The following is a 25,723-nucleotide window of genomic DNA, read 5'->3' as shown; positions in this document are numbered from 1 at the left end:
CGGTTCGGTTACCGAAATGGGCTTATATCATCTTTGGTACATTCCAGAGGTGGCTAGACGACCGGCGCCGGGACCGACCGACTTTTCGCGACGCGTAGTCCGCGCGGTCGAGACGCTCCGCGATCGTGCACGGCTGACCAACACCGAACTCATCCGTGCTGCAGGCATCTCGGCGAACTACTTCTACATCCGTCTGCGCGGCGAAGCGCCGTTCACCACCAACGACATCGAGAAGCTCGCTGGAGCCTTCGGCGTCGAACCGTACGAAGTGCTGCAGCTCGCGTCTTCTCCGAACCCGGAAGACGGTGGCGGAGAGCTCACTGCTGAGCGCATCGACGGCAGGGAGTTCGCTCGACGACTCCGATTCCTCGCCGAAGGGCCGACGAGTGCGGATGCTCAGATCTTCACTCTCGACACCCTCGTTCAGTCCATCCGCGGTCGTGACATCAGCTTCGAGCCGAAGGACTGGGATGAGCTGCTTGAGCTGGAGGGCTCCACGCGGCTCCCGGTCGATCTGCTCGTCGGTCTCAGCGAGTTCTTCGGCGTCAGCTACGAGTACCTGACCGCAAGGCGTGAAGACGAAGCCAGCGAGCTCATCGAAGCGGAGATCCGCTTCCACCGGGCGCTACTGGCTACCGGAGCCACCTCGATCAGTGCTCGAGCGCTGGGGGGCATGAACGCGAAGCAGCTCGCCGCCGTGACCAAGGCGATTCTGTCGATCGAGCGAACTCCGAAGGAGGGCACTACCGAATGAGCACCACCCAGAGCAACGAAGCCCTGTGGTTCGAACACGCCGACGTCGCCGCACGCACGACGCAGACGTTCGAGGAGAACCGGTTCCAGGACGATCAGACCCTGGATGCCCTCCTCAAGCATGTCTCTGACCTGCACGGCAAACCGATCCACGTCGATGCCATCGACGACGATGACTGGCAGACGCTCACAGCTCTCTGGGTCGATTTTCCCGACGAGGCCCAGATTCTCTACCGCTCGACCGATACCCGGCTCTACCAGATGCACTGCATCCTGCACGAACTCGCTCATATCGCCCTCCGCCACCCCGGCTGCAACGTCCTCGGGGACGACTCTTCCGTCGCCTCCTATCGGGGGACGAACGGAGTCGTGCGCGGCCGGCTCCTAGAAGCAGGCGGCTTGGAGGACCTCGAGAACGTTGATGGGGACCGGCGCATCCTCGAAGGCGAAGCAGAGCACCTCGCCCATCTTCTTTCCCGCTCACTCCTGCGTCCTCGTTTCCGGGAGGACGAGGAGGTCTTCGGGTAGATGCAGGCTCTAGCCCTGATCGCTCTTGTGGTCCTCGCCGTCGTCTTCGTCGCCCGGATCCCCGCTGCTGTCTCCCAGCCCTCGAGCCGGTTGTCCTGGCTCGCGAGCGGAGTCGGCTCCCTCGCGCTCCTCACCCGAGTCCACCCCGGATTGGACCGGTTTCTCGGTGGTGAGAACTACATCAACCTCGCCCAGAACGTCCTAGCGACCACCGCGTTCTGGTTGGTCATGAGAGCAGCCCTCCTTCAATCCCGCAGCACCCCGCGATTCTGGACGAGGAAGCTCATCCTTGCCGCCATGCTCGTGTCCTTCGTCGTGCCGTTCCTGTTCATCACCGACAAGGAACCCACCTCGAAAACTTTCATCACCGAGCACATCTCCCAGACAGGTACCTGGCTTTACGCCAGCATCTACATGACGGCGATCCTCGCGATCTCGACGATGCTCCTGCTCGGTCTCCGTCGCAGAAAAGCGCGCTCGTACGGCTTCTTCGTCGCAGGCAGCAGCCTCGTCATCCTCGCCTGCATCGACGAGATCATCGTCTTGTCCCTCGACCACTTCGAGGTCACCGACCTCGGTTTCCGCGTCCTCCTGCGGAACGCGTTCGACTTCCTGTTTTACTGCGGCGTGATCCTCATCGTCACCGGAATCGCCTCATTCACTCTGCAGAAGGCCATGCGCGAGGCGCGACTCAGTCGGCATGCACGGCGACTTCGCCGCCTCGCCGGCAGACTCGCGGTGATGCCGACTACGAACGGGTCAAGTCGCGCTCGAGACGAATCATCGATCGCGGTCGTGTACGACCTGGTCATCGCGCTACGCGACTTCGAGAACGCTCATCGCGGCCGTCTGACACCAGCCGACGCTCGTCACGTTGCAGCGGCGGAGGCCATCGTGATGGAACAGCTCCCCTCCCCCGCGACCACAAGAGCTTGGACTCGATGAGCGCCCGGCAAGTCGGCGTGAGAGCTGTCGTAGGAGTAGCGGGAGCCGCTGTGGCTGCCCTCTCCCTGCTGGCAGGCGTCGGTGTCGTCCTGGGGCGGCGAGTCGTGATGCCCGGGCGCAAGAGGACCGTGCAGGTCCTCTCGGCGACCCCGGACAGCCTCACTCTCCACGCCACGCCCGAAACCCTTCACGACGGCGAGTACGGCTTCTGGTTCGACTCCGATCGGGGCCACGCGCTCGTCGGCCGGATCCTTCATCACGACGCGATCGAGCAAACCGTTCGGCGCGAGGTTCTTCGAGTCACCGGCGGCGATCTCTCCACCGCTCACGAAGGCCGATGGACCGGGCACGTCTTCGCGCGTCCTGAGGACATCGACCCGCGCGTGCGCGAGATCCACGTCGACACGCCAACAGGCCCATGTCCGGCGTGGCTCTTCCCGTCGACCGGCGGCGAGGGCGAAACAACCTGGGCGATCCACGTGCACGGCATACGCACCACCCGCATCACCGCGCTGCGCTCAGTCCCGGCGGCACGCAAGCTCGGCTACACGTCGCTCGTTCCTTCGTTCCGAGGTGACGGAGATGGGCCACCAACGAAGAACAGGGCGTCGACTCTCGGTCAAACCGAATGGGCTGACGTCGATGCTGCGATCAACTACGCCGTGGAGCACGGAGCGCACAGCATCGTTCTGTTCGGCTGGTCCCTCGGTGGCGGCATCGCACTTCAACTCACCGAGCGGTCTCGACACCGCCAACTCATCACAGCCCTCGTCCTCATCGCGCCCGCCACCGACTGGCGGCAGGTCATTCGGGCTGGAGCGCGCCGCGCTCATCTGCCATCGGTGGTGGGTGCGCTTGGGACGTTCGCGCTCTCCACTCGCCCCCTCAGCACCCTCGTAGGACTTCCCGGGCCCATCGATTTCGATGCCCTGGACTGGACCCGAGGACCAAGACTCACCGTTCCGACCCTCCTCGTCCACTCAGTCGGAGATCGGGAGGTGCCTGCCTCGTTGTCACGGGCCTTCGTGAGCGTGAACGTCGAGCGGAGCGCGCTAGCCCTGCTCCCGCCCGCTGCGCATGCCTGGGAGTACAACGTCGCGCCGGACGCATTCGAATCCTCGGTTCGTGAGTGGCTGCAGAGTCCTGGCTGACCCTCTGGGCGGTGTACCTGAATCGGTACGGGAGTGGCACCTATTTTGGTAGGGTGCCGACATGGTTGTTCGACGGGAGTCTCATGCCTCGGCGGGTGGGGGCCGTCACGGCGTGACTTGGACTGACGCCCCTGTCCCTCGGCAGCAATCGCGCTTAATCCCGGGATTGATCCGCCCTACGCGCGGCGTGGCGCGCACAATCCCGGGGTTAAATCACCACTCTGGACGCATGGCTCCGATCAAGCAGAAGCGACGCGCGCGCAACGGCGCCGTCACCGTGCCCGTCGAGTTTCAGATGCCTCACGTGCTGAAGGACGACGTCGACGGCGCCGCCAAGGCCTCAGGCGTCTCCCGCTCGCTGTACTTCGAGCTTCTGGCAGATCAGCTCCGCGACTCCACCGGGCGCCTGCCCGTGCTGGCACCGACATTCGATATCGACCAGGAGGCGCACATCTCCGCCGCTTAAACGAAGGAGGCCCGCCGAAGCGGGCCTCACCAAGTTTCGTAGCTCGTACCCCGACACCGACCAAAGCAACGGGTCCGAGCTAATCAAGTCACCACCCTCACGGGAGGCTTCTCTATGCCCGAAAGATTACACGACGGGCTGAGAGATTCAATGATGGATCTTTCGGCGCGCCGTAGCAGCTCGTCGACGCTCGGCGGCGACGCATGGTCCCTGACGCGTCGGCTGAGCCCGCGCGGCACTGTCCGGACGATGCGCGGCGATGCCTACGGGCGCTTGGACGAGAACGCGTATCCCACGGCGTTCCTGATCTCTCCAGTCGCCCCGAGCACTCCCTGGGCCGTCTATCTTGCGGACGACGCCGGAGCGTTCCGGCTGCTCTGCTTCGACTTCGACGGCAAGGACTCCCACGGCGTCGACGCGGACCTCATGGAGCAGGCTGCGGACGACTGTGACGCTCTCTCCGCCGTTCTGGACGCGCACCAGGTCGCTCATCTCGTGTGCCAGTCCTCCGGGTCTGGCGGCCGGCACCTGTGGATCGCACTCGCCGAGGGTGCTCCGGCCGAGTTGGTGGCTCGGCTGGCGATCGCCGCTCGCGCGAACTTCCGCACGCTGGATCACGGGATGCTCTGCAACCCCCGCACCGGCGCCGCTCGACCTCCCCTGTCCCCGCACCGCGACGGCAGCTTCTCGAGCGTTCTGCGCGGTCGCGCAGAGGAGCTGCTGGATGCGACCGTCACCGCGGCCGCCATCGAGGCCGTGACCGCTGCGCTGCAAGCCTCCCGCCCGCCACGCGCCATCGACGCTGCTCCCCCGGCCGCCCCGACCACCACGCATCGGGCACACCGCCAGCTCAGCGCTGCCGGCGCCGGACACATGGCGGCCGCGGGCGGCGGTGCGAACCCGTCGTGGACGGCGTTCATGTGTCTGCTCTCCGCGGCGCACGCCGGCTGGTCCCTGACCGACGTCGAGCACGCCGCTCGGACCGCTCCCGGGATGGAGCACTTCCGGACCAAGAACACCGGCCGCGGCCACCGCCGTCTGCGCTCGCGCGACGAAGCGGCGGAGCGCCTGACGCGGCAGTGGCAGAAGGCGCTCCAGTACGCGGCGCTGCACGCCGTTCTCCCGTCCGAGCGCGAGCCGGGCGACCTGGTGGAGCTGGAGAGTCTCGTCGGCGCCGTCAGCGCCCTCCTCGAGCGGTTCCGGGTGAGCCCGGGCCGGTGGGGCCGGACCGAGCGGGCGACGTCGGAGAAGACGATCCTCACCGCTCTGGCCTACCTGACCCTGCACACCGGCAAGCGCACCGTGGCCGCGTCTATCCGTGACCTCGCCCTCCTCGCGGGCCTGGGCCGAACGACCGCGGCCAGCGCCCTGCGGACGCTGCGCGAGGACGGCTACGTGCAGCTCGCCGTCCGCGCGGACGGCTCGAACGCCAGCGAATGGCGACTGTCCGAGCACCTTTCCACAGGCTCACTGCAAGGTCCGGTCACAACCACTAATAACCCCCGCCCCCCCGGGCCGATCTTCACCGAACGAACCATGCTCCTCACCATGCTCGAAGCGGACCTCACCGACACCCGGCACGACCTCTTCACCCGCGCCGGCCTGGGACACCTGGCAGGAAAGGCCTACGCGCTGCTGCGCCGCGAAGGGACCCTCGCCCTCGACGCCGCCGCCACGCTGCTCGGAGTCACCAGCCGTACCGCCGCCACCGCCCTCTCCCGCCTGCGCACACACCGGCTGATCATCAAGCACACGACCGGGTGGACCCGCGCCAAGCGCGACCTGCGCACCGCCGCAGCTCGCACCCTCGGCGTTCACGGAGCGCTCGCAGATCGAGCCCACCGCTACGACGTCGAGCGCGAAGTCTGGGCCTGGTGGCAAGCCGAGCTGACCCACCGCTCCTCCTCCCCCAGCCAACGCCCTCGACGCCGACACGTCACGAGCCGACCCCTGTTCGAGGACACCACACTCGGTGAGCGCGTCTGGCCGCTTTACCCCCGCGACGCCGCCGGCCGCGGCGATCACCGCGAGGCGCTGCACTGGGGACGCACCGGCATGCTCGCCCCCGGCTCACTCTGGTGGTCCTCCACCGCTGCCTAGCCTCCGATGCTGACCCTCGACGTCGACACGGATCCCCGACGAGCTCGACGCGCCTGAGACGGCTCCACCCAGCGGCCGAACCATTGGTGCTCAGGAGCGCTTTCGGACCCTCCGACTTACACTCGACCTTCATCGAACGTATGTTCGAACTGGCCAGGAGGTATCGAGATGACTGTGACGATTGTGGAGCGGATCTCGACTCCGGTGCTGGACGCCGTGGCGATCGATTTCCGCGTCGCCGGCGAGGCGGTAGCTGCTGGGTTCCCCTCCCCCGCGCAGGACTACTTCGACGGCTCCCTCGACCTCAACGACCACCTGATCCGGGACAGGACGTCGACGTTCATCGTCCGCGTCTCCGGGGAGAGCATGACCGGCGCCGGCATCAGCGACGGCGACGAACTGGTGGTCGATCGCTCCCTCTCCCCAAGCACGGCAACGTCGTCGTCGCGATCCTCGACGGCGAACTCACCGTCAAATGCCTCGAGCTCTCCCCCGGCGGCGTGATCCTGCGCGCCGAGAACTCCGAGTACCCGCCGATCCTCGTCCCCGAGCTCAGCGACCTCCAGATTTGGGGCGTCGTCACCGTCTGCCTACACCACCTCCACCGTGCGCTCTGAACAGCGCAAGCGTCATCCTCACCAACCTCTCCCCCAAGAACTCCCACGCCTTCCTCGACGTCTTCGACACCGCCTTCGACACCAAGGGCCTCGGCACGACCATCGATGCCGTGACCAAGCGCCACGGCCGCTCCGCTGTCGGCCTCGGACTCGTCGGGATCTGCAAGGGACCCGTCTGGACGATGAAGCGCGGCTCGTTCTCCCGACGCTCCAAGACCCACTGGGGCGAACTGGCGACGGCGTTCGCGCACTGACCGCAGCTGCAGGCGTACGTAAACGTGAACCACGTTGCGGTGCGAGTTCCAAACTTCGGAAGATCCAGAACTACAACGTCTGTAACTTTGCTTCCGCGTCGCCACGCCGTCGTCTGTAAGTTTCAGAATCACGAACTCTGTAAGTCACGTCGTAAGACGGGAGCCAGTGCGTCAAAGAGGCGAAAGAGGGCCGTCTACAGAGTTACAGACTTTGTAGTTCTGTATGTTACAGGCTTCGCTGACGGCCGAAGTTGCCGGTAGCGGCAGCGGGTAAGTTCCGCCGTCGATGGCACAGCGCTGCTCGGAGGGCGACCAGGTGCAACTCGGGTCGTTGAGGGTAGCGGTACCACGTACTCCGTAAGTTACAGACTTCCAAAGTTGGGGATCTGTAGCCGAACTTTGGTAGTTTGTAACTACGGAAGTGAGAGGAGCATCCATGCGCATCGTGTCCCTGGCAAATCAGAAGGGCGGGGTCGGGAAGACGACGAGTCTGATGAACCTTGCGGCCGTCGCCGCCAAGAACGCGCGAGTGCTCGTGGTCGACGTCGACCCGCAACAGTCGACCACCATGTGGGCGGCTCGGGCGGGGGAGCGGCTGCCCTTCGACTTCGCGGAGAACACCGACCCCAACACGCTCACACGCCTGCGGGAGCTGCCGTACGACGTGGTCTTCGTAGATACACCAGGAAACCTGACTGATACGGCGATCCTCGGTGCCGTTCTTGATGTCTCCGACTTCGCGATCGTGCCGATGGTTCCAGAAGCGCTTGCTGTCGATCCGACGCGCAACACGATCAGCAAGCTCATCGAGCCGCGAGATGTTCCGTACCGAGTCCTGCTCGGCAAGGTGGACATGCGTGTACCGAACCTCCTCGAAGACTGGGTCAATCTCGTGGATGTAAGCCTCAAGCTCCCTCGCTTCAAGCAGCACATCCGACAGTACAAATCGATCAGCGATTCGCCGCTCACCGGGGACGTTGTGACGCAGTACCCCGACACCAGGCAAACCGCCAATGCGATCTACGACTACAACGCAGTCGCCCTGGAGCTCACCTCCATCTGGGCGCACTCGACCACGAGGAGCTCCTAATGGCCCGCCAGGACCTCAGCGCAATGCTGTCCACGCCGCCTCAGGCGGATCTGTCTCTCACTCCCCCCGAAGCATCCCCAGAGGTGGTGAAGCCTCTTCAACCGTCGAAGTCGCCGGGGGTGGAAGACGACGCCTCTGCAACTCGACAGGACCCGGCTGAGGGAGCCGGCTACCGGTCCTTCGCCAGGAAAGAAGCGAAGATCCGAGACGATCAGTACACCGCGCTGACTGCGCACGCGCGTCGACTCACGCGAACCAGGCCCGCCGGGACCGAGCGAATCACGGAGAACACCCTCATCCGAGTAGCGATCGATCTTCTTCTCGAGAGAAGCGATCAGATCGCGGGCGGGTCGGAGGCCGAGATTCGAAAGTCTGTTGGTCTGTAACTAACAGACTTGGGGGAGGCGTCCACGGCCACCATCCTTGAGCACGCCCTCCGCTCGGGTATTTTCACTGACCGTGACGGTCCTTCGATAGAATGATCTATAGGAGGTGGTTGCCATGGCGATCGCTCAGAGGCCCGATGGGGACACCGTTCGCCGGCTACGCAGCCGTCAGGTCGTGACGAGAGTGTCGTACCTGCGGGAGCTGCGCCGGGCCGCGCAGGACACCACGCAGAGGCAGCTTGCGCGTCTGATCGGCATCTCTCAGCCCTCCGTGAACAGTGCCTTGAAGTCCGCGGCCGCAGTGCCGGACGTGCGCCCCGGCTTCTCCGGCGCCACCACATACGAAATCGCCCAGCGTTACGACGCCGGCGAGCTGACACGCGAGCAGACCATCGACGAGCTCGGCCGCTGGTCCTACCGGCCCGGATCGCCCAGCGACGGCTTCGACTGGACGACCGCGGACGCGGGGGAGTTCGAGGACGTCGAGCGCGCCTTCAGCGAGCACCTGATCGACGCGGAGATGTACGACGAGATCCTGACCCGCTACAGCGAGCAAGGTCGGTGACGGGCGAGGACTCGTCAGCGATCGCCGCGCACCGCGAGACGGTGCGCGAGTGGGCTCGGGCGGGCGGCCCGCTGAGCCCTGCCAGCGAGCGGGCGACGGTCAACAACCGAGACTGGTTTGTCCGCGGCCCTGACGGCGTGGACCGGCCGCGCGCTGCGCGCCGGCAGCTGCACGACCGCCTGGTCGCCTCCTACCGCGACGAGTTCCCCGACGTCCGTGCAGAGCGGAAGGCGATCGTCCTCGCCGGCCCGCCCGGGGCCGGGAAGTCGACCGTCCTCGCGGACGTCCTCGGCGCCGACCGCGTTGCATGGATCACCGTCGACGCGGACGAGTTCAAGCGCGCCCTGCTCACCGAGGCGATCAAGGACGGCAGCTACGACCGCGCGATCATGCCGCCCGAGGTCCGCGCCGCCGAGGCTGCGGGGGAGCGGTTCTTCCCGCTCGAGCTGGCCTCCCTCGTGCACGAGGAGTCCTCCCAGCTCGCGATCCGCGTCCGCAACGAAGCGGTGCGGGACGGGCTGAACGTCGTCATCGACACCGTGCTCTCCTCGCCCGAGAAGGCCGTCGAGCTGGGGCAGCGACTCGGGTCTGTCGGCTACAGCGTCGAGGTCATCGACGTGGAGGTCCCGTTCGAGCTGTCGGAGTCGCGGATCGCCGGCCGCTGGCAGCAGTCCTACGAACGCGCCCTCGACGGCGCCGACGAGCTCGGCGGCCGATGGGTGCCCAGCGAGTACGCCCGCGGCGTCTACGCCGGCCCGGACGGACGTTCCCTCCCCGAGGTCGCCGCCGAGCAGCTGGCCCACACCGGCTCGACGGTCATGCGCTACCGGCGCTACAGCACCCCCGCCGAAGGGCAGCCGCGCACTCTCGACGTCGACAAGTCGCGCACCGCGTTCGGAGAACCCCTGATCGACACGGCCCTCGCGCAAGCACGAGCGACCGTCACCCGCAGCTTCCCCACGACGCCGGCGCAGGTGCCGGACCGAGGCGACCGAAGCCGCTAGACCCAACGCCGGCGGCGTACGTCAGCAGCTCGCGCTCTTCCTCTACCCGTTTCGGGGCCGCTAGATGCGGCACCGGCGAAGCCGGGGGACGGAGGCCGCTGCGCGGCCCGTTCTGGCGCGTTTTCTTCACCTCTCCGCGGTTTCAACCTATTTCGCTCCATCGGCTGCGTGCCACCGATCCCGAACGCGGTCGCTGCGCTCCCTCACATCGCTCGTGATCGGCGTCACTCCGCCGCCTCCGCTCAAACGGTCTTTCCCGCCGGAGAGGCAAAGAAAAACGATCAGCCAGAGGGAGACACACCATGAGCCAGCAGCGCGGCACCCGTACCGAGGTCATCAAGAGCGAGTACCACGGACCAGGGGCGGAGGGCATCAGCCGGACCGCCCGTCAGGTGGTCATCGTCGGCGCCGGCGGCCGCGACCCGGTGACCGAGCAGACCCCCGCCGTGCACCTCATCACCCGCGAGGGCCGCGCGGGGGTTGCCGGGGTGACTTTGCAGCACTTCGAGCCCGTGGAGGCGCTGCCTGCGGATCGCGTCGGCTACATGGCCTCCGGCGCCTACGTCGTCGTTCCGGTCGACGTCGCGCGAGCGCTCGACCTGTTCCCGGCCGCGTACGCGCTGCACGACCGCAGCGAGACGCCCGCCGACTACCGCGACAACGACTGACCCCCCGAACCGATAAGGAGAACCGACATGCTCACCATCACCCACACCCCCGAAGCCGGAACGATCATCGAAGGCACCAGCCGCGGTGACGGCACCGCCGAGATCCTGAAGGCATCCGGCTGGCGCTGGGGCCGCTCCATCGCCGCCTGGTACGTCCCGCAGTCCCGCGACCGCCTGCCGAAGTGGTGGACCATCAACCGCGCCGCGACCGCCCTGCGCGACGCCGGACACGAGGTCACCATCGAAGCCGAAGAGACGTTCCGCCCGACCATCGAGGCGGAGGCGGCGACCATCGAGCGCCAGGCCGCCCGCGTCGACGCGCTCGACGCGAAGGCCGACCGCCTCAGCGCGGACGCCGACACCGCCGACGCGGCCGCGCGCCGCGCGTTCGACCGGCTCCCGGAGGGTGGCGAGCCGATCAAGATCGGCCACCACTCCGAAACGCGGCACCGTAACGCGATCGAGAAGGCCCACAACGCGATGGGCCGCAGCGTCGAGGCCGACCGCGAAGCCACCCGCGCCCGCGCCCGCGCCGACGTCGCCGCCCACACCACCGAATCCCGCTACGCGCCCGCGATGGTCGCCCGCCGGATCGACCGGCTCGACACAGATATTCGCGGCTACACGCGGAAGATCGAGGGCAGCTCGCACAACTTCGGCGGCGGCTACGTCGAGACGACCGCCCCCGCGACCGGCGCTTACCGGGAGCGGCTGCTCACCCAGCGGGCGCAGCTCGAGGACCAGCGCGACTACTGGTCGGACGTCCGCGAGGCCCAGGCCGCCGCCGGACAGGTCACGATCCACAGCCGCGACACGATCGCCAAGGGCGACATGATCAAGCACCGCTTCGGCTGGCACGTCGTTACCCGCGTGAACCCCAAGAGCGTGACCGTCGCGCTCGACTGGAACGACGGAACCCGCCCCTACAAAGTCGCCTACGCCGACGTGCAGGGACACCACACCGCCGCCGAGGTCGAGGCAGCCCGAGCTGCCGCCACCGAGACAGCCGCCGCGAGCTGATCGAGCGAGGGCCGGCCTGCGGGCCGGCCCGTGAGGGGCGGGCCCCTCACGCTCCCCGGGAATCCCGTTCCGGGAGGCGCGAGCTGAGCTCGTGCTGCGGCGACGGAGCGCCACCAGAAGGTCGCCCGGTTGCGCCGGCCGCCGTCGGTCGCCCTACGGGCTCACACCCTTTTTGCCATGAAGCCTTCGGCGGCTCCCTCCGCTTCGCTGCGGTCGTAGCTACCTGCGGGCTCCGTTCAAGTGGCTGCGCCACCGGCTCCTCCGAGACTTTCGGCACGCGGGAGCTTTGCTCCCTCACATCGCGCCGAAACTCTCTCCACCGCCGCCCTGCGGGTTGCACTACACCCTCCGGTTGCTAAGGCGGAGAACCGCCTTCCTTACCGTTATTTCCGTGGATTCGGGGCAGTTGTAGGCTCCGGAACGCGCCAGGGGTCCCGGGTATGGCTGACCGCCTTCAGCCGCCTGATGGCACGCCGTGATTAGCCGCCCGGGACCCCGCAACGGCAGGACCGCTCATTGAGAAACGCGACCAGATCGCCCCGTAAGGACATGCCGGCACGGTCGTTCACGGCGCACCGCACCCCTCAACGGAAGGACCCTGCGTGCCCCAACTCTGGGCCGGTATCGACGCCGGCAAGACCGAACACCACTGCGTCGTCATCGACGGCAACGGAACCAAGCTGCTCTCGCAACGGTTCAAGAACCGAGAAGCGGCGATCCTGACCCTGATGGGAGATGTCGCGTCCCTGCCGGGCGGCACCGACGTCGCCTGGGCGACGGACCTCAACCACGGCGGGACCGGACTGCTGCAGTCGCTCCTCAGCTCCCATGAACAGCCGCTGTTCTACATCTCGGGCCGCGTCGTGCATCACGCCTCGGGCGCCTACCGGGGCGAGGCGAAGACGGACGCGAAGGACGCGGTCATCATCGCCGACCAGGCGCGGACCCGGCGAGACGTGACGCTGATGCGCCAGCCCGACGAGGTCACCGCGGAGCTGCGCCTGCTCTCGGCGCGACGGGAGGACCTGGTGCACGATCGCACCCGCGCCGTGAACCGGCTCCGCGCCATCCTCGTCCACTACTTCCCGTCGCTTGAGGGAGCGTTCAACTACGCGACGACCAGGGGACCTCTCGTGCTACTCACCCGATACGCGACGCCGTCCGCGATCCGGCGGATGGGGGAGAGCCGGCTGGCGTCGTGGTTGAAGGGGCAGGGCTGCTGGAAGTCCGCGGCGGTCGCGAAGAAAGCGGTCGACGCTGCTCGCGAGCAGACGTCAGTCGTCGTGGGGGAGGGGGCCGCGGCACGGCTGGTGAGCCGCTCCGCGCGTGATCTGCTCCGCATACGGGACGAGGTCGCCGAGCTCGATGCGGAGATCGAAGCCGTTCTGCAAGACAGCAAGTCCGCGGATCTTCTGGTGTCGATTCCGGGGTTCGGGCGCCGGCTCGCTGCGGACTTCCTTGCCGCGACAGGTACTGACCTCGCCGCGTTCGAGACGCCCGACCGGTTGGCCAGCTTCGCGGGTCTCGCTCCCGTGCCGCGGGACTCCGGGAAGATCTCCGGCAACCATCACCGGCCACGTCGCTATGACCGGCGGCTGTTGAACGCCTGCTTCCAGGCGGCGTTCATCGCGTCGAGGAACTGCCCGGTCTCGCGCTCGTTCTACGATCGGAAACGCCAGGAGGGGAAGTCGCACAAGCAGGCTCTGATCGCTCTCGCCCGGCGCCGTATGAACGTCATCTGGGCGATCTTCCGTGACCAGACGACCTTCAACCCCACCCCGCCCCGGCCGAACGATCCCGTCACCCCGCTTCTGCAGCACGGTCCAGAGTCGCCATCGAGGAGCAGACCCACCATCGCCCTTGCGGCCGCCTGACGCGTCTAGGTGAGGAGTTCGGTCTGGATCCGGGCGGCGACGGCCTCGCGGAGGGGGCGGACGTTCTCGGTGCTCCAGTCGGTCGGGTCGGGGAACTTCCACTCCAGGAATCGGCCGGTCGGCGTTGCGGGGAGGGTGAGGCCGGGCTTCATGGTGATGACGATGTCCGCGTTCTCGAGGTCCTCGACGGTGACGGCGCGGGGGATGTGGTTCCTGATGTCGAGGCCGAGCTCGGCGACGGTCGCAGCGATCGCGGGGTTCACCGTCTCGGCGGGGGAGAGACCGGCGGAGGTGGCGGTGTAGCGGTCGCCGGCGAGGACTTCGAGCAGGCCTGCGCCGAGTTGGGAGCGGCCGGCGTTGTGCTGGCAGAGGAAGAGGACGGTGGGCTTCTCGGTCATGCGGGGATGCTGCTTCCGGTGGTGGTGCGGGTCCAGGTCTGGGTGGCGATCTGCACGGCGTCCCAGGGGGAGCCGAGCGGGGGTGTGTAGGAGAGGTCGAGGTCGGAGACCTGCTCGACGGTGAGCCCGGCGAACAGGGCGGTCGCGTACGTGTCGACGCGCTTGGCGGTCTCGGTGCCGAGGCGTCCGACGAGCTGCGCGCCGAGCAGACGTCCGTCGCGGGTGTCGCCGGTGATGCGGATCGTGATGGGCTGCGCGCCCGGGTAGTAGCGCTTGTGGTCGTCCGCGACCGCGCTCGTCGTCGCCGGCGCGAAGCCCGCGGCGAGGGCCTCGTGCTCGCGAAGGCCGGTGCGGGAGGCGACGAGGTCGAAGACCTTCACGACCTGCGTGCCGACCGAGCCGGCGAACCGGGCATCGCCGCCGAGAGCGTTCTCGCCGGCCACCCGTCCCTGCTTGTGGGCCGTGGTGCCCAGCGGCAGGTAGGTGCTGCCGAGCAGACGGTGGTGCGTGGTCACTCCGTCGCCTGCCGCGAACACGTGCGGCAGGCCCGTGCGCATCGCCTCGTCGACGACGACCGCGCGGCCGGCGCCGAGAGACGCTCCGGCGCGGGCGAGCAGGTCGGTGTTCGGCTTCACGCCGACGACGAGGAGGACGACGTCAGCGGTGCGGGTGAGAGGTGTGCCGTCGTGGTCGGCGTGCACGGCGAGGCCGGTGGCGGTCTTCTCGATCGAGGCGACGGTGGTGCGGGTGAGCACCTCGACGCCGCGCTCGGTCAGTTCGGTGTGGACGAGGGCGCCGAGTTCGGGGTCGAGGGTGGAGAGCACTTCGGGGCCGCGCTGGAGCTGGGTGACGTGCAGGCCGCGGACGGCGAGGGCTTCGGCCATCTCGAGGCCGACGTAGCCGGCGCCGACGATGATCGCGGTCTGCGGGTCTCGACTGTCGAGGAACCGCTCGAGCGCGAAGGTGTCGCCCATCGAGTGCAGCACGTGCACGCCGTCCTCCGGCCCCAGTGCGTCCACTCCGGCGATGCCGGCGGAGGAGGCGAGGGCGCCGGTGCCGACGATCAGCTCGTCGTACCCGATCCGGTCGAGCGTGCCGTCGGGGGTGCGGACGGTGAGCTGCTGCCCGGCGACGTCGATGTCCGTCGCGAAGGTGTCCAGGCGCAGGGTCATGCCGGTGGCTTCGAGATCGGCGTGGCTGCGGTGCGCAAGCGACTGCCAGGGCTGCACCTCGCGGGAGAAGTAGTACGGGATCCCGCAGATGGAGAAGTTCGGGTAGGAGTCGGCGACGACGACGGTCACGTCGACGGACGGGTCGAGCTCGCGGGCGCGCAGCGCGGCGGAGATCCCCGCGTCGCTGCCGCCGATAGCGACGAGATGCATCAGATGGGCCTTTCGAATCAGACGTGTGAAGAGGTCGAGGTGGCCGGGACCACAAGGTCCCCGGCGGCCCGGGCGGCGCCCGGGAAGAGGAACACGGCGATGCCGACGCCGATCGCGGCGCCGACGAGCTGCGCAGCGACGAACGGCAGGACGGAGGCGGGGGCGATGCCGGCGAAGGTGTCGGTGAAGACGCGGCCGAGAGTCACGGCGGGATTCGCGAACGAGGTCGAGGACGTGAACCAGTACGCGGCACCGATGTACGCGCCGACCGCGGCCGCCGCGAGCGGGCCGCGGTGCGTACGGGCGAGGGAGAGGATCACGAGGACCAGGCCCGCGGTGGCGACGACCTCCCCGAGCAGGTGCCCGGCAGTGACCCGCTCCGTCGTCGCGATCGAGGACGGGATTTCGAACATCGCATTCGCGAGGACCGCGCCGCCGATGCCTCCGAGCAGCTGCGCGCCCACGAACACCGCCAGCTCCCGCCCCAGCAGGCCGGTGCGGTCGCGACGACCGAGGACCGCGTCCACGGCGGAGACGAGCGGATTGAAGTGCGCCCCCGACACCGGGCCGAGAGTGAGGATCAGCACCGCCAGCCCCAGCGCGGTCGCGAGGGAGCTCTCCAGCAGTTGCAGACCGACGTCGTCCGGGGAGAGCGTCTGAGCGGCGATGCCGGAGCCGACGACGATCGCCACGAGCAGACCGGTGCCGAGGAACTCGGCCGCGGCCCGACGAGCGAGCGGAGGAGGGGAAGTGGTGTCCATGTCGTCGGCCATCTTGACCGCTCACGATCACTCAGTCAAGATTGAGTCAATGAACACCGAGCGAACCGAACTCGAAGCGCGCGCCGCCCGGCACGCCGCCCTCAGCGACCCCGCGCGCCTGCGGATCACCGACCTGCTCACCCTCGGAGACCTCGCGCCGCGGGAGCTGCAGGACCGTCTTGGGATGCCCTCGAACCTCGTCGCGCACCACCTCGCCGTCCTCGAGCGCGAAGGCATGATCCTCCGTCGCCGCTCGGAGGCGGACCGGCGCCGCAGCTACGTCCATCTGATCCCCGGGGCGTTCGACCAGCTCGGGCCCTCGACCACCGCCGCAGCGCGGCGAGTGCTGTTCGTGTGCACCGCGAACTCCGCCCGCTCCCAGCTCGCCGCGCAGCTCTGGGCGCAGCGCAGCCCCATCCCCGTCGCCTCCGCCGGCACCCACCCGGCCGCCGCGGTGGCCGCCGGAGCGATTGCGACCGCCGAACGCCACGGCCTCCCGCTACCCGAAGGAGCCCCGCAGCAGCTCGCGGACGTCGCCGCCGACACAGACCTCGTGATCACCGTCTGCGACGCCGCGCACGAGGAACTCGACTCGGACGCGCTGCACTGGTCGATCCCCGACCCGGTACCTGCCGGCACGGATGCCGCGTTCGATGCGGCCTATGACGAGCTCGCCGCGCGCGTCGACGCTCTCGCGGCGAGGGTCACGGCCGCCTGATCAGACGCGGGTGAGCATCCCCGCGAGTGAGTCGAGCGCGCCGGGGACGAGGGAGAAGTACGCCCACGTGCCGCGCTTCTCGCGGGCCAGGATCCCTGCGTCCACGAGGATCTTCAAGTGGTGCGACACCGTCGGCTGACTCAGCCCAACCGGCTCCGTGAAGTCGCACACGCACACCTCGCCCGAACTGCTCGACGCCACGATCGACACCAGGCGGAGCCTCGCCGGATCCGCCATCGCCTTCAACGCCCGCGCCAGCAGCTCCGCGCCCTCGGCGCTCAGCGGCTCGCGCGCGAGCGGCGCGCAGCACGCGGCCGCCGCCGCGGTGAGAGTTAGCTCGGTCGTCGCCATGCCTCCACCCTCCCACACATTGACAGCCGTCGATATAGCGGGGCAGACTCAATCCATCGATGACCGTCGATGTTGAGGAGTGCACCTGATGACGATGCTGCTGACCGTCCCGCCCCGCACCGACGAGCGCCGCCTCACCGGCCTGCCCGTCGCCGTCATCGGCGCCGGGCCCGTTGGTCTCGCCGCTGCCGCGCAGCTGCTCGAGCGCGGGCTCGACGTCATCGTCTACGAGGCTGGCGAGAGCGCCGGAGCCGCGGTGCAGCAGTGGGGCCACACCCGCCTGTTCTCGCCGTGGGAGTACCTGGTCGACGCGGCTGCCGGGCGCCTGCTCGACGCCGCCGGCTGGGAGGCGCCCGCGGCGAAGAAACTGCCCACCGGGCACGAGTTCGTCCGCGACTACCTCGCACCTCTCGCTGCGACTCCGCAGCTCGCCCCGGTCATCCGCTACCGCTCCCGCGTGACCGCTGTGTCCCGTGAGGGCATGGACCGCACCCGCTCCACCGGCCGCGCCGGCACTCCGTTCCTGCTGCGAATGGACACCCCCGAAGGCGCCGTCGACGTCACCGCCCGCGCTGTCATCGACACCTCCGGTACGTACTCCACGCCCAACGCCCTCGCCTCCGCGGGTCTGGACCCAATCGGTGCCCTTGATGTCGCTGAGCACCTCAGTCACGCGCTGCCGGACGTGCTCGGCGCCGACCGTGCCCAGTTCGCCGGGAAGAGCGTCCTCGTCGTCGGCGCCGGCCACTCCGCCGCGAACACCCTGATCAAGCTCGCCCGTCTCGCTCGCGAGGAAGCGGAGACGAGGATCACGTGGGCGATTCGCGGCACCAGCCCGCTGCGCGTTTTCGCCTCGGGCGACGATGAGCTCGAGGAGCGCGGCAAGCTCGGCGGCACCGTGCACCAGCTCGTCCGCGACGGCGCGATCACTCTCCTGGACCGCTTCGAAATCGACCGCCTCGAGAAGACCCCCTCCGGGGGCGTAACGGTGATGGGGCGGCGGCGGAAGGAGCGCGAGAGTGTGGAAGTCGACGTCGTGGTTCAGGCCACCGGCTTCCGCCCCGACCTCGACATGCTGCGCGAGATCCGTGTCTCGTTGGACGAGATTGTGGAAGCGCCCCGCGCCCTCGCCTCGCTCATCGACCCGAATTTGCACTCCTGCGGCACCGTCGACCCGCACGGCGTCGCGGAACTCGCCCACCCGGAGCCGAACTTCTTCATCGCGGGGATGAAGTCGTACGGCAGGGCGCCGACCTTCCTGCTCGTCACCGGCTACGAGCAGGTCCGCTCGATCGCGGACGAGCTCGCGGGCGATCACGCCGCTGCCCGGCGGGTGCAGCTCGTGCTCCCCGAAACCGGCGTCTGCTCCACCGACATCGGATCCGCCGGAGGAAGCTGCTGCTCATGACCGCGATCCGGCCGATGACCCCCGAGGACTGGGCGGCGGTCGAGACGATCTACCGCGAGGGCATCGCGACCGGGCACGCCACCTTCGAGGCCGAACCGCCCACGCGGGAGGCGTTCGACGCGGGAAAGCTCGACGTCGGGCGCCTGGTCGCCGTCGACGGAGAACAGATCCTCGGCTGGGCCGCGTTGTCGAAGGTCTCGACCCGCCCCGTCTACCGGGGCGTGGTCGAGCACTCCGTCTACATCGCCGCCGCTGCACGCGGCCGCGGCGTCGGTTCGACGCTGCTAGCCGCGCTCATCGCCGCAGCGAACGACGCGGACCTGTGGACGATCCAGTCGAGCATCTTCCCCGAGAACACCGCCAGTCTCGCCCTCCACGACCGCGCGGGATTCCGGCGCGTGGGCATCCGGGAGCGCATCGCGCAGATGACGTACGGGCCGGAGGCCGGCCGCTGGCGCGACACAATCCTCATCGAGCGAAGGCGCCCGTGACGCCGTGACTCGCCCAGGATCCGCGTGTATCGTGATCGTCACAACGGGCCGGTTCCCGGAACGTTGCCAGCCGAAGACCCCGCCTAGCGGGGTCTTCGTTTTTAAGGCGTCCAGATCCAGTCGTGCGACGTCGACGCGTCGATCAGAGCGCCCAGGCGCGCCATCGTCGCCGCGGACTTTGGGTGCGTCTCCGTCACCGTCTGCCGACGCCGGTGCAGGTAGATCGCGAGGTCGGCCGCCTGTACCCCGGCGGCGTTCCTCGAGGACGCGAACTGGATCGGGGAGGAAATCAGGTCAAGGCGGCTCGTCAGGTAGCCCGGCGTGCCCAGTGACCGGTAGCTCTCGAACTGCCGCCGGTGTTCCTCCTGCGTCGCGATCTCGTCGGCTACGACGATTACCTCCTCGGTATCGAAGGAGAAGACGTCACGGCGGTACTCGTTCACCCGCTCGAGCAGGTGCTGCAGCACGATCTTGTGCGGCTGCTCCGGGTATCGGTATCGGGCGTTCAGGCGCTTCACGTCCACGCCACGGAACAGGTAGCGGACCTCGGCCTCCTGCGCGATGCGCAGCGCGGCCGCGTAGATGCCCGCCGCCTCACGATGCTTCCCCCGGAGAGGAGCCCACTCGCCGGCGCCGCCCATCAGCTCGTGCCCGTGGAACTCGACATCCGCCGGCACCCCGTGATCCGCGGCGATCTGCTCCCGGAGAGCGGCGTAGCCGTGCTCGAGCTGCTCCCACTTCTCCTGCGTCGTCACGGCAGCGCCGATGAAGTAGAAGTCCTGTGTGTAGGACTCGTCCAGGTACGCGATCAGCACCCGGTCATCATGTCAGCGACCCCCGCCACCACTGGCGGCAGAACAGCCCGGACGGGCCGCTCCGGACAGCTCAAAGTCGCGAGCATGTCGCGGGAACACACATGCTCGGGGTGCATGGAGAGCACCCGATCGATCGGCTGTCACCGCTTGCGCGCGTCGGCGTCGAGGGTGTGCTGGAGAAGTCGGAGAGCCTTAGGTCCTACTCCATGGAGGGTCGCGAGGTGGTCCAGGCCCACCCGCCGCAGGTCGTCCGCATCGTGCACGCCCGCTTCCTCGAGCGCGCGGGAGGCCGGGGCGCCGATGGCGGGCAGCTGTCGAGACGGTTCCATGAGTCCGACCCTACGAACCGAACCGCTGCCCCGAAAGCCGATGTCATCGCTCACCTCGGCACGCCTGCGCCAGGCTGCGGCGCTGCTGCGGTCGTGTTCGTTCGCCTCATCCCCCGGACCGCAGCGGATCGAACTGCAGTGAAGCCGTCGAAGGACTAGCGGGAAGGCTTAGCCACGGCGCCGGTATCCCGCTGCGTCGAGGACCCGCCGGCGTCGTTTAGGGCGGGTTGGCACTTGAACGTCAGGAGCGGACGAGTCTCGCGATGGCGTCGGAGGCTTCTTGCAGTTTGATCTTCGCTTCGTCGCCGCCGGCTGTGGCGGCCTCGAGGACGCAGTGGTTCAGGTGGTCGTTCAGGAGGCCGAGTGCGACGGATTCGAGGGCGCTGGTCATCGCGGAGATCTGGGTGAGGATCTTGATGCAGTACTGCTCGTCTTCAACCATGTTCTGCAGGCCGCGAGCCTGTCCCTCGATGCGGCGAAGGCGGCGGAGGTACTGGTCCTTGTCGGAGATGTAGCCGTGGGCGCCGGTGATGTCGGCCTGCTCGCTCGTCTGCTCGGTCACGGTGTCCTCGTCCCCCGGGTGCTGGTGTAGCTTGTCCGCTGCTGCGCGGGGCGGACGGGTACGGAGAGGGTTTTCAGCCGCTCCGGCTGCTCTCTGCATACTCTAGGGGGGTATGCGCGGGTGTCCCTTCTGATGCCCTCGAACGAGTGACGTGCGGGTTCGGAGGTGTGGATGTTGAGCGGCAGGGTCGTTTCTTCGCTGTCCACGCCGCTGACGCGTGCGGTGGTCGTGGTGCTGACGTTGGTGTCTCTGCTGCTGGGCGTGTTCGCGATGCACTCCATGATGGGCAGCCATGCCGACGCGTCTGTGTCCGCAGGGCATGCGCATACGCAGTCTGATCATGTGGACCCGGTGGCCGACCCGTCCGGTGGGATGGCTCTCGCGGCTGGCGCTGGTCACGGCGCGGTCGTACCGATGGTGCCGTGTGATGACAGCTGCCTGATGGGGTGCGCTCTGATGGCGGCGACGTGTGTCATCGTCTTCGTCCTCGCGTCCCTGATCCTCCTGGCCCGGGTGCCCGCGATGTTCGCGCGCGTACTCGACGCTGGTCCTCGTCTGGCGCGGCTGGTGCCGCGCGCGAGGTTCCACGTGTACTTGCCGTCGTTGACGGTGTTGTCGATCAGTCGCACCTGATTCGCCCTGTCGTCGCAGCGTCCGCTGCGACCTCATCACCGTGCCCGCAGGGTGCGGTTCCGGCGACTCTCTGGCACCGACTGAATGGATACGACACTCATGAACACCAAGCGCACTCTTCTCGCCTCGACTCTCGCTCTGGCGACCGCGATCACTCTCTCCGCCTGCTCGGACAGCTCCTCTGGGACGAGCGGCATGGAGGGGATGAGCGACAGCAGCTCCTCCGCGTCTGCCGCACCGTCTTCGTCGTCCGCTGCGTCGGCGGAGGACTTCAACGATCAGGATGTGACGTTCGCGCAGATGATGAAGCCCCACCACGAGCAGGCGGTGGAGATGGCCGACATGATCCTCGCGAAGGACGGCATCAGCACCGAGGTCACCGACCTGGCGACGCAGATCAAGGAAGCGCAGGGCCCGGAGATCGCTCAGCTCGAGGAGTGGCTCACCGTGTGGGGGGCTGAGGAGTCGATGTCGGGCATGGATCACAGCATGGACGGGATGATGTCCGACGAGGACATGTCTGCGCTGGAGGGCGCGACTGGCGCTGAGGCGGAGAAGCTGTTCCTCGAGCAGATGATGATGCACCACGAGGGCGCCGTCGAGATGGCGCAGACCGAGGTCGATGAGGGCCAGAACGCGGACGCGATCGAGATGGCGGAGATGATCGTGCAGACGCAGACCGAGGAGATCGCGACGATGCAGGACCTCCTCGCTTCCCGCTGACCCGTCCTCCTGACGCCTCTTCCCCCTCCTGGGCAGGCGCAGCTCTGCTGCGCCGTGCTCGGGCGCGCGCGATACCGCCGCGTTCCGGTGGGGGTCGCCGTACCTGGCGATCCCCACCCCCTACTTCTTCGCGCCCTCCGAGGGCGCTCGAACCAGAAACGTCCCCCTATGCACCACCTTCCTCTTCACCCGCGTCCGATTCGTTCGGGAGCTATCCGGTGAGCGCCGCGTCGACGCCGACAACGGACCCGCGCCGCCGCGACGTGCACCGCACCCGCACCCGTGAGGCCTCCCCGCGGCAGGCTGCGCTGACGCTCGGACGCCGGGTCACGTACACGGCCCCCTTGCGGGCCGACGCTCACGCGTTGCAGCGGGCGGCCCGCGTCGCGGCCCGGCCGCGAGCGATCCCGCCGGGCACCGCCACGAGGCGGCCGCGCTTGGCCGGGGTGTCCGCGATGACTCTCGTCACGATGATCGCGGTGACCTCCTCCATGCCCGCGTTCGCCGTCGAAGGCACCCCGATCACGACCGCGACCCTGGCCGCGAGCGAGGTGCAGCCGCAGACGTTCGTCGCGGCCGGCGCGGTGCAGCGCACCGTCACCCGCGACGCGTTCGGCGCGGAAGCCAAACCCGAAGTACTGGTGACCGCCGCCGTCGCCACAGAACTCGTAAACGACGCCTCGGTGGAATCTGCCGCCTCCACCGAGGACAGTGACGTCGCATTTGCTGCATGGAGGGTGCCGGTCGCGGGGCGCATCTCGAGCACGTTCGGTCCGCGCCCGGATGCTCCGGTCTCGGGTGTGAGCACGTTCCACAAGGGCACCGACCTCGCCGCCCCCTGCGGAACTCCCGTGGTCGCGGCGACCGGCGGCACGGTCGAGGAAGCCGGCTATGCCGGCAGCTACGGCAACTGGATCCTGCTGGCAAGCAGCGACGGAATCCAGACCGGCTACGCGCACAACAGCGACCTGCTCGTGGACGTGGGCGACACGGTCGCCGCCGGGGATCCGATCGCGCTCGTGGGCTCGACCGGCGCGTCCTCCGGCTGTCACCTGCACTTCGAAACGCGCGTGGACGGCAGCCCGGTGGACCCGGAAGGCTTCATGAGTGATCTGGGGGTCGGCCTTGGCTGAGCATCCCGGACACCGCCCGCGCCGTCTTGCCGTCATCGTCGGCGCCGCCGTGACGGTAGCGCTGCTGACCGGCTGCGCTTGGTCAGACCGCGAGGAGACGGGAGCGCTCGTGGCCGCGCCGACAGGGTTGGAGCACGTGCACGGGCTGGGCTGGGACCCGGTGACCGGGCTCACGTACGCCGCTGCGCACTCGGGAGTGTGGGTGATCCCCACCGACACCCTCCCGGACACCTACCCCACCAGCCCCACCCCACCTGCGGATGAAGGGGCGGGCGCAGGGCCGATCGCCGGTCGGGCGCAGGACACGATAGGGTTCACGATCACCCCGGAGGGAGCGTTCTACGCCTCTGGGCATCCCGACCCCGCCGACAGCTCCGCGCCGGGACCCAACCTGGGCCTGATCCGCAGCACCGACGCGGCCGCGACCTGGGAACCGTTGTCGCTGAGCGGGGAGACGGATTTCCACGACCTCGCAACCGTCGCTCTCACCGATACGGCGACCCGCGTCTACGGGTACGACGCGAGCCGCGGCGTGATCCTCCGCAGCGACGACTCCGGCGCCGCTTGGACCCAGGCCGCAGAGATGCCGCTACGCGATCTGACCGCCGATCCCGAGCGGCCCGACCGGGTGTTCGCGACGACCGAGACGGGCCTACAGGTCAGCGAGGACGCCGCGGTCACGTTCCGGCCTGTGTCCGGCACGCCCGCCCTGTTCCTCGTGGACAGCAGTGCCGGCGGGAAGCTGGTCGGTGTCGACGTCGACGGGACGTTGTGGACGGGAACTCTCGAGGGCTCCTGGCAGAGCCACGGAACCCTCGAGGGGCAGCCGGAGGCGTTCGCGCTCGTCGACGGCGAAGAACAGTGGGTCCTTGCCGCCGACGAGCGCGGAGTGGTCGCCTCCGGCGACTACGGGCGCACCTGGACGGTACTGCGGCCCTCCTCGTGACGGACTGGGCTGGTGTCGCGTTCGCGCGCGGCGCGGGTGCTGGCCTGCGGGGACAGGTCCAGGCGGCGCAGCAGCTGCGCGTTCACGGCGACGACGACCGTGGACGCGGACATCAGCAGAGCCCCGACCGACATCGGCAGCACGAACCCGATCGGCGCGAGCACTCCCGCGGCCAGGGGGACGGAGAGGAGGTTGTAGCCGGCCGCCCACCACAGGTTCTGCTTCATCTTCCGGTAGCTGGCCCGGGACAGCTCGATCACGGACAGCACCGACCGGGGGTCATCGGAGGCCAGGATCACCCCGGCGGATGCGATCGCGACATCGGTGCCTGCGCCGATCGCGATTCCCACGTCGGCCTGCGCGAGAGCGGGAGCGTCGTTGACGCCGTCACCGACCATCGCGACCCGTCGGCCCTCGCGCTGCAACTCGATGACCTTCGCGGCCTTGTCCTCCGGCTTCACGCCGGCGAACACCCGGTCGATGCCGAGCTCCTCGCCCACGGTGCGGGCGACCGCTTCCGCGTCGCCGGTGATCATGACCACCTGCACGCCGATCGCGTGCAGCGCGTCGACAGCCTGCCGGGACTCCTCCCGCACCTCATCCGCGAGCCCGAGAGCCCCGATGACCCGACCGCCGGCGAGGACGTGGAGGATGATCATCCCCTCCGCCTCCCACGCGCGCGTCTGCTCGAGCGCGGCAGCGTCGTGCGCGCGCAGCATCGACGGACCGCCCACGCTCACCGCACGCCCCTCGACCTGCGCCGTGACGCCGACAGCGGTCGACGCCTGGAAACCGGTCGCTGCCGGCACCCGCACGCCGCGGCTGTTCGCGGCTGCCACGATCGCCCGAGCGAGAGGGTGCTCACTGTCCGCCTCGACCGCCGCAGCGACCGCGAGCAGCTGCTCCTCGTTCACCCCGTCGACAGTGTGCACGGCGGCGAGCGTCGGCTCGCCCTTGGTCAGGGTGCCCGTCTTGTCGAACAGGACCGTGGTCACCGTGCGCATGCTCTCCAACGCGAGACGGTCCTTGACGAGGACGCCGCCCTTCGCGGCCCGCTCGGTCGCGATGGACACCACCAGCGGGATCGCGAGTCCCAGCGCGTGCGGGCACGCGATGACCAGAACCGTGATGGTGCGGATCACCGCCTCGTCGGGACTGCCCAGCAGCGACCACACGATCGCGGTGATCACTCCCGCGCCCAACGCGAACCAGAACAACCACCCGGCGGCAACATCAGCGATGCGCTGCGCCCGGGAGGACGAGTTCTGCGCCTCCGTGACCAGGCGCTGGATGCCGGCGAGAGCGGTGTCGTCTCCGACGGCCGTCACCTCCACCCGCAACGCCGTGTCCGTGGCGACCGTGCCGGCCACGACCATCGATCCCGGGCCGCGACTGACCGGGCGGGACTCCCCGGTGATCATCGACTCATCCACGTCCGCGGTGCCCTCCAGCACCCGGCCGTCCGCCGGCACCCGGCCGCCGGGACGCACGACCACGACATCCCCCTGCACCAGGTCCGCGGGAGACACCTTCTCCACCTCACCCTCGCGCACCCGCTCCGCCTCATCCGGCAGCAGCGCCGCGAGAGAGTCCAGCGCCGAGGACGTCTGCGCGAGAGAGCGCATCTCGATCCAGTGCCCGAGCAGCATGAT

Annotated in this window: 30 protein-coding genes and 1 pseudogene; 22 read left to right on the top strand and 9 right to left on the bottom strand. The window is 68.6% G+C overall.

The features are described 5' to 3' along the window. Positions 1 to 49 precede the first annotated feature (49 nt). The 15 genes and pseudogenes from EDF36_RS18535 to EDF36_RS18465 all read left to right on the top strand — a co-directional run bounded on the left by EDF36_RS18535 (position 50) and on the right by EDF36_RS18465 (position 13,421). Positions 50 to 754 carry a helix-turn-helix transcriptional regulator gene (locus tag EDF36_RS18535; RefSeq protein WP_146082460.1) on the top strand — a complete coding sequence of 235 codons (705 nt, stop codon included), beginning with the start codon at positions 50 to 52 and terminating at the stop codon, positions 752 to 754. Continuing rightward, positions 751 to 1,281, top strand: a complete 531-nt coding sequence (locus EDF36_RS18530; protein WP_056045680.1) for a hypothetical protein — start codon at positions 751 to 753, stop codon at positions 1,279 to 1,281. Before EDF36_RS18535 ends, EDF36_RS18530 begins: the two co-directional genes overlap by 4 nt. Then, the gene (locus EDF36_RS18525; RefSeq protein WP_123734136.1) at positions 1,282 to 2,226 is read left to right on the top strand and encodes a hypothetical protein; all 945 of its coding nucleotides are present in this window, start codon (positions 1,282 to 1,284) and stop codon (positions 2,224 to 2,226) included. It abuts the gene before it with no gap. A 50-nt stretch (positions 2,227 to 2,276) separates the two neighbouring features. Then, entirely contained in the window at positions 2,277 to 3,377 is a 1,101-nt protein-coding gene (locus tag EDF36_RS18520; RefSeq protein WP_185020550.1) for a S9 family peptidase, read from the top strand. A 229-nt stretch (positions 3,378 to 3,606) separates the two neighbouring features. Continuing rightward, a complete protein-coding gene (locus EDF36_RS18515) occupies positions 3,607 to 3,843 on the top strand; it encodes a hypothetical protein (protein ID WP_056045669.1) in 237 nt (78 codons plus the stop codon). 249 nt (positions 3,844 to 4,092) lie between these two features. Further along, positions 4,093 to 5,943, top strand: coding sequence for a hypothetical protein (locus EDF36_RS18510; RefSeq protein ID WP_148060094.1), 1,851 nt, complete (start codon positions 4,093 to 4,095; stop codon positions 5,941 to 5,943). Positions 5,944 to 6,111: 168 nt separating this feature from the next. Next, positions 6,112 to 6,560, top strand: a pseudogene (locus EDF36_RS18505) (LexA family protein). Next, complete coding sequence (locus tag EDF36_RS21915; RefSeq protein ID WP_123734133.1) at positions 6,512 to 6,814, top strand: DUF4113 domain-containing protein; 303 nt, start codon at positions 6,512 to 6,514, stop codon at positions 6,812 to 6,814. Before EDF36_RS18505 ends, EDF36_RS21915 begins: the two are co-directional and overlap by 49 nt. Before the next feature lie 436 nt (positions 6,815 to 7,250). Beyond that, positions 7,251 to 7,904, top strand: a complete 654-nt coding sequence (locus EDF36_RS18495) for a ParA family protein (protein ID WP_056045660.1) — start codon at positions 7,251 to 7,253, stop codon at positions 7,902 to 7,904. Continuing rightward, entirely contained in the window at positions 7,904 to 8,290 is a 387-nt protein-coding gene (locus tag EDF36_RS21645; RefSeq protein WP_221181695.1) for a hypothetical protein, read from the top strand. The genes EDF36_RS18495 and EDF36_RS21645 overlap by 1 nt, the downstream gene beginning before the upstream one ends. 115 nt (positions 8,291 to 8,405) lie before the next feature. Further along, a complete protein-coding gene (locus tag EDF36_RS18485) occupies positions 8,406 to 8,855 on the top strand; it encodes a helix-turn-helix domain-containing protein (protein WP_123734132.1) in 450 nt (149 codons plus the stop codon). Beyond that, positions 8,852 to 9,859: a zeta toxin family protein gene (locus EDF36_RS18480; protein WP_123734131.1), complete on the top strand. Its 1,008-nt coding sequence runs from the start codon at positions 8,852 to 8,854 to the stop codon at positions 9,857 to 9,859. The genes EDF36_RS18485 and EDF36_RS18480 overlap by 4 nt, the downstream gene beginning before the upstream one ends. A 302-nt stretch (positions 9,860 to 10,161) precedes the next feature. Continuing rightward, the gene (locus tag EDF36_RS18475) at positions 10,162 to 10,527 is read left to right on the top strand and encodes a hypothetical protein (RefSeq protein ID WP_123734130.1); all 366 of its coding nucleotides are present in this window, start codon (positions 10,162 to 10,164) and stop codon (positions 10,525 to 10,527) included. 27 nt (positions 10,528 to 10,554) lie between these two features. Continuing rightward, positions 10,555 to 11,547: a DUF3560 domain-containing protein gene (locus EDF36_RS18470; RefSeq protein ID WP_123734129.1), complete on the top strand. Its 993-nt coding sequence runs from the start codon at positions 10,555 to 10,557 to the stop codon at positions 11,545 to 11,547. 602 nt (positions 11,548 to 12,149) lie between these two features. Continuing rightward, positions 12,150 to 13,421 carry an IS110 family transposase gene (locus EDF36_RS18465; protein WP_260300793.1) on the top strand — a complete coding sequence of 424 codons (1,272 nt, stop codon included), beginning with the start codon at positions 12,150 to 12,152 and terminating at the stop codon, positions 13,419 to 13,421. 5 nt (positions 13,422 to 13,426) lie between these two features. Here EDF36_RS18465 and EDF36_RS18460 read toward each other — a convergent pair whose 3' ends face one another. Genes EDF36_RS18460 through EDF36_RS18450 form a run of 3 tightly spaced genes read right to left on the bottom strand, consistent with a single transcriptional unit; the run spans position 13,427 to position 15,962 of the window. After that, complete coding sequence (locus EDF36_RS18460) at positions 13,427 to 13,819, bottom strand: low molecular weight phosphatase family protein (RefSeq protein ID WP_055794495.1); 393 nt, start codon at positions 13,817 to 13,819, stop codon at positions 13,427 to 13,429. After that, positions 13,816 to 15,201 carry an FAD-dependent oxidoreductase gene (locus EDF36_RS18455; RefSeq protein WP_123734128.1) on the bottom strand — a complete coding sequence of 462 codons (1,386 nt, stop codon included), beginning with the start codon at positions 15,199 to 15,201 and terminating at the stop codon, positions 13,816 to 13,818. The genes EDF36_RS18460 and EDF36_RS18455 overlap by 4 nt, the downstream gene beginning before the upstream one ends. Positions 15,202 to 15,218: 17 nt before the next feature. Beyond that, entirely contained in the window at positions 15,219 to 15,962 is a 744-nt protein-coding gene (locus EDF36_RS18450; protein WP_185020548.1) for an MIP/aquaporin family protein, read from the bottom strand. Between the two features lie 49 nt (positions 15,963 to 16,011). Here EDF36_RS18450 and EDF36_RS18445 point away from each other — a divergent pair, with 49 nt between their 5' ends. Then, positions 16,012 to 16,680 (top strand): helix-turn-helix domain-containing protein, encoded by a 669-nt coding sequence (locus EDF36_RS18445; protein ID WP_123734126.1) that lies wholly within the window; start codon positions 16,012 to 16,014, stop codon positions 16,678 to 16,680. On the opposite strand, the gene EDF36_RS18440 is transcribed toward EDF36_RS18445, so the two are convergent. Further along, entirely contained in the window at positions 16,681 to 17,031 is a 351-nt protein-coding gene (locus EDF36_RS18440; protein ID WP_055794488.1) for a helix-turn-helix transcriptional regulator, read from the bottom strand. Positions 17,032 to 17,119: 88 nt separating this feature from the next. Between EDF36_RS18440 and EDF36_RS18435 the strand changes: the two genes are divergently transcribed. After that, on the top strand, positions 17,120 to 18,439 hold the full coding sequence (locus EDF36_RS18435; RefSeq protein WP_123734125.1) for an FAD-dependent oxidoreductase: 1,320 nt from the start codon (positions 17,120 to 17,122) through the stop codon (positions 18,437 to 18,439). Beyond that, the gene (locus EDF36_RS18430) at positions 18,436 to 18,930 is read left to right on the top strand and encodes a GNAT family N-acetyltransferase (protein WP_123734124.1); all 495 of its coding nucleotides are present in this window, start codon (positions 18,436 to 18,438) and stop codon (positions 18,928 to 18,930) included. Before EDF36_RS18435 ends, EDF36_RS18430 begins: the two co-directional genes overlap by 4 nt. 101 nt (positions 18,931 to 19,031) lie before the next feature. Here the strand turns inward: EDF36_RS18430 and EDF36_RS18425 are convergent, their stop codons facing one another. The 3 genes from EDF36_RS18425 to EDF36_RS18415 form a co-directional block, all read right to left on the bottom strand. Continuing rightward, positions 19,032 to 19,745, bottom strand: a complete 714-nt coding sequence (locus EDF36_RS18425; protein WP_185020547.1) for a DUF3800 domain-containing protein — start codon at positions 19,743 to 19,745, stop codon at positions 19,032 to 19,034. A 140-nt stretch (positions 19,746 to 19,885) separates the two neighbouring features. Further along, positions 19,886 to 20,074 (bottom strand): DNA-binding protein, encoded by a 189-nt coding sequence (locus EDF36_RS18420; RefSeq protein ID WP_123734123.1) that lies wholly within the window; start codon positions 20,072 to 20,074, stop codon positions 19,886 to 19,888. Positions 20,075 to 20,315: 241 nt separating this feature from the next. Further along, positions 20,316 to 20,636 carry a metal-sensitive transcriptional regulator gene (locus EDF36_RS18415; protein WP_311316385.1) on the bottom strand — a complete coding sequence of 107 codons (321 nt, stop codon included), beginning with the start codon at positions 20,634 to 20,636 and terminating at the stop codon, positions 20,316 to 20,318. Between the two features lie 171 nt (positions 20,637 to 20,807). On the opposite strand from EDF36_RS18415, the gene EDF36_RS18410 reads away from it, so the two are divergent. Continuing rightward, the gene (locus EDF36_RS18410) at positions 20,808 to 21,269 is read left to right on the top strand and encodes a hypothetical protein (protein ID WP_123734121.1); all 462 of its coding nucleotides are present in this window, start codon (positions 20,808 to 20,810) and stop codon (positions 21,267 to 21,269) included. Positions 21,270 to 21,464: 195 nt separating this feature from the next. Next, positions 21,465 to 21,992: a DUF305 domain-containing protein gene (locus EDF36_RS18405; protein ID WP_311316384.1), complete on the top strand. Its 528-nt coding sequence runs from the start codon at positions 21,465 to 21,467 to the stop codon at positions 21,990 to 21,992. Between the two features lie 358 nt (positions 21,993 to 22,350). Here the strand turns inward: EDF36_RS18405 and EDF36_RS21910 are convergent, their stop codons facing one another. Further along, the gene (locus EDF36_RS21910) at positions 22,351 to 22,485 is read right to left on the bottom strand and encodes a hypothetical protein (RefSeq protein ID WP_260300792.1); all 135 of its coding nucleotides are present in this window, start codon (positions 22,483 to 22,485) and stop codon (positions 22,351 to 22,353) included. Here EDF36_RS21910 and EDF36_RS18400 point away from each other — a divergent pair. Both EDF36_RS18400 and EDF36_RS18395 read left to right on the top strand, forming a co-directional pair. Next, positions 22,472 to 23,125 (top strand): M23 family metallopeptidase, encoded by a 654-nt coding sequence (locus EDF36_RS18400; RefSeq protein WP_221181694.1) that lies wholly within the window; start codon positions 22,472 to 22,474, stop codon positions 23,123 to 23,125. The two genes, EDF36_RS21910 and EDF36_RS18400, sit on opposite strands and share 14 nt — an antisense overlap. Beyond that, a complete protein-coding gene (locus EDF36_RS18395; RefSeq protein ID WP_123734118.1) occupies positions 23,100 to 24,071 on the top strand; it encodes a F510_1955 family glycosylhydrolase in 972 nt (323 codons plus the stop codon). The genes EDF36_RS18400 and EDF36_RS18395 overlap by 26 nt, the downstream gene beginning before the upstream one ends. On the opposite strand, the gene EDF36_RS18390 is transcribed toward EDF36_RS18395, so the two are convergent. Then, positions 24,032 to 25,723: heavy metal translocating P-type ATPase (locus EDF36_RS18390; protein ID WP_123734117.1), on the bottom strand; the 1,692-nt coding region annotated here is incomplete at its 5' end. The genes EDF36_RS18395 and EDF36_RS18390 overlap by 40 nt on opposite strands.

The organism is Rathayibacter sp. PhB152, from assembly GCF_003751395.1.
GTDB lineage: Bacteria > Actinomycetota > Actinomycetes > Actinomycetales > Microbacteriaceae > Rathayibacter > Rathayibacter festucae.
Note: the sequence above shows the minus strand (reverse complement) of the source record. Positions and strands in the feature narration are given on the sequence as shown.

Excerpts from the sequence above, each read along its gene's own strand:
- EDF36_RS18530 (WP_056045680.1), top strand. The coding sequence starts at position 751 with ATGAGCACCACCCAGAGCAACGAAGCCCTGTGGTTCGAACACGCCGAC.
- EDF36_RS18525 (WP_123734136.1), top strand. The coding sequence starts at position 1,282 with ATGCAGGCTCTAGCCCTGATCGCTCTTGTGGTCCTCGCCGTCGTCTTC.
- EDF36_RS18515 (WP_056045669.1), top strand. The coding sequence starts at position 3,607 with ATGGCTCCGATCAAGCAGAAGCGACGCGCGCGCAACGGCGCCGTCACC.
- EDF36_RS18510 (WP_148060094.1), top strand. The coding sequence starts at position 4,093 with ATGCGCGGCGATGCCTACGGGCGCTTGGACGAGAACGCGTATCCCACG.
- EDF36_RS18495 (WP_056045660.1), top strand. The coding sequence starts at position 7,251 with ATGCGCATCGTGTCCCTGGCAAATCAGAAGGGCGGGGTCGGGAAGACG.
- EDF36_RS21645 (WP_221181695.1), top strand. The coding sequence starts at position 7,904 with ATGGCCCGCCAGGACCTCAGCGCAATGCTGTCCACGCCGCCTCAGGCG.
- EDF36_RS18485 (WP_123734132.1), top strand. The coding sequence starts at position 8,406 with ATGGCGATCGCTCAGAGGCCCGATGGGGACACCGTTCGCCGGCTACGC.
- EDF36_RS18475 (WP_123734130.1), top strand. The coding sequence starts at position 10,162 with ATGAGCCAGCAGCGCGGCACCCGTACCGAGGTCATCAAGAGCGAGTAC.
- EDF36_RS18470 (WP_123734129.1), top strand. The coding sequence starts at position 10,555 with ATGCTCACCATCACCCACACCCCCGAAGCCGGAACGATCATCGAAGGC.
- EDF36_RS18460 (WP_055794495.1), bottom strand. The coding sequence starts at position 13,819 with ATGACCGAGAAGCCCACCGTCCTCTTCCTCTGCCAGCACAACGCCGGC.
- EDF36_RS18455 (WP_123734128.1), bottom strand. The coding sequence starts at position 15,201 with ATGCATCTCGTCGCTATCGGCGGCAGCGACGCGGGGATCTCCGCCGCG.
- EDF36_RS18450 (WP_185020548.1), bottom strand. The coding sequence starts at position 15,962 with ATGGACACCACTTCCCCTCCTCCGCTCGCTCGTCGGGCCGCGGCCGAG.
- EDF36_RS18445 (WP_123734126.1), top strand. The coding sequence starts at position 16,012 with ATGAACACCGAGCGAACCGAACTCGAAGCGCGCGCCGCCCGGCACGCC.
- EDF36_RS18440 (WP_055794488.1), bottom strand. The coding sequence starts at position 17,031 with ATGGCGACGACCGAGCTAACTCTCACCGCGGCGGCGGCCGCGTGCTGC.
- EDF36_RS18435 (WP_123734125.1), top strand. The coding sequence starts at position 17,120 with ATGACGATGCTGCTGACCGTCCCGCCCCGCACCGACGAGCGCCGCCTC.
- EDF36_RS18430 (WP_123734124.1), top strand. The coding sequence starts at position 18,436 with ATGACCGCGATCCGGCCGATGACCCCCGAGGACTGGGCGGCGGTCGAG.
- EDF36_RS18420 (WP_123734123.1), bottom strand. The coding sequence starts at position 20,074 with ATGGAACCGTCTCGACAGCTGCCCGCCATCGGCGCCCCGGCCTCCCGC.
- EDF36_RS18410 (WP_123734121.1), top strand. The coding sequence starts at position 20,808 with ATGTTGAGCGGCAGGGTCGTTTCTTCGCTGTCCACGCCGCTGACGCGT.
- EDF36_RS18405 (WP_311316384.1), top strand. The coding sequence starts at position 21,465 with ATGGAGGGGATGAGCGACAGCAGCTCCTCCGCGTCTGCCGCACCGTCT.
- EDF36_RS21910 (WP_260300792.1), bottom strand. The coding sequence starts at position 22,485 with ATGGAGGAGGTCACCGCGATCATCGTGACGAGAGTCATCGCGGACACC.